Raw genomic sequence first — 1,455 nt, 5'->3', positions numbered from 1 at the left:
GTGAACTGCCTCCCATTTCTTGGACATCGGGAAATGGGAGGTTTTCCATGAGTATAGACCTCAGGGTGAAGCACGACCTGGAGTCCAGGAGGCGGGCCGTCGAGCTCTTCGACGCCGGCGTCGGCTGCAAGCCGGCGGCCGAGGCCCTGTCCGTCCCCCGCGAGACCGTGAGAGAATGGCAGTGGGTATACCGGGCGTTCGGAAGCGAGGCGCTGCTGTCCATGGGCGGGAAACAATCCAGGTACACATTCGAGCAGAGGGTCGCCGCGGCGTCGGCCGTGGTCGACGGCGGGATGGCGAAGACCGACGCCATGGCCGAGTTCGGGATCAGGTCGAAGTCCCCGCTGGAGCGCTGGTGCAGGCTCTACCGCGAGGGCGGCGCCGAGGCGCTGCGGCCCGGACCGAAGGGCAGGCCGAGGGGGTCGAGGTCGAAACCCCGGGCCCGCACCCGCGAGCAGGAGCTCGAGGAGCGCTGCCGCAGGCTCGAGGCCGAGGTCGCCTACCTAAAAAAATTGCGCGCCCTGGTCGAGCGGGACGGGCTCTGACCAGGGCGGCGGCCGAGGCGGTGAGGGCGCTGAGAGCGGAGGGGCACTCCCTGCGCCACCTGCTGGAGTGCTCGGGGCTCAGGAGGTCGACCTACTACTACGCGCTGGCGCACCCGCGGAGGCCGACCCGGCCCGAGCTGCGCGACGCCGCGGCCGAGATATTCTCGCGCACCGCCAACGGCTGCGGGCACCGGCAGATAGCCATGTGCCTGCGCGCCGAGCTGGGCGCGGTCGTGGCCGACAAGACCGTGCTCAAGATGATGCGCGAGATGGGCATCCGGTGCGGGATACGCCGCCGGGGCTCCCGCCGCCGGTACAGCTCCTACAGGGGACTCGTGGGGAGCACGTTCGAGAACGTCATCGCGAGGGACTTCGGCGCCGAGGGGCCGTGGCAGAAGCTCGGCACCGACGTCACCGAGTTCAAGGTCGCCGGCGCCAAGGCCTACTGGGCCCCGGTGCTCGACTTCTGCACGAAGGAGATCGTGGCGAGCGACATATCGACCTCGCCGGACCTCGCCCAGCAGCACAGGATGCTCGACCGGCTCCTCGAGGCCCTGCCCGACGGGGCGGCACCGACCATGCACTCGGACATGGGCTGGCAGTACCAGCACGAGTCCTACACCTCCAGGCTGGAGGGGGCGGGCATCACCCAGAGCATGTCGCGCAAGGGGAACTGCATCGACAACGCCGCCACCGAGCAGCTCTTCGGCCACGTGAAGGACGAGTTCTACCGCGGCAGGGAGTGGGGCAGCTTCGAGGACTTCAAGCGCGACCTGGAAGGGTACATAGTCCATTGGAACACGCGGCGCAGGCAGGTAAGATTGAAGGGCCTGACGCCGGAGGAGTTCCGGAGCCGGGCCCTTGCGGCGTAGTCGCTATTTATTCAGTCCAAGTTTCGGGGCGCAGTTCA

At 68.2% G+C, this 1,455-nt stretch carries 2 protein-coding genes; both read left to right on the top strand.

Annotation, left to right across the window (positions count from 1 at the left end):
* Window positions 1–545: transposase (locus tag DWV43_RS09960; protein WP_369832286.1), on the top strand; the 545-nt coding region annotated here is incomplete at its 5' end.
* Between the two features lie 20 nt (window positions 546–565).
* Window positions 566–1,417, top strand: coding sequence for an IS3 family transposase (locus tag DWV43_RS09955; protein WP_055250211.1), 852 nt, complete (start codon window positions 566–568; stop codon window positions 1,415–1,417).
* Window positions 1,418–1,455: the final 38 nt, after the last annotated feature.

Source organism: Collinsella sp. AF05-9, assembly GCF_003465595.1.
Lineage (GTDB): Bacteria > Actinomycetota > Coriobacteriia > Coriobacteriales > Coriobacteriaceae > Collinsella.
The sequence above is the reverse complement of the archived record's forward strand: the minus strand, read 5'-3'. Positions and strand labels throughout refer to the sequence as shown.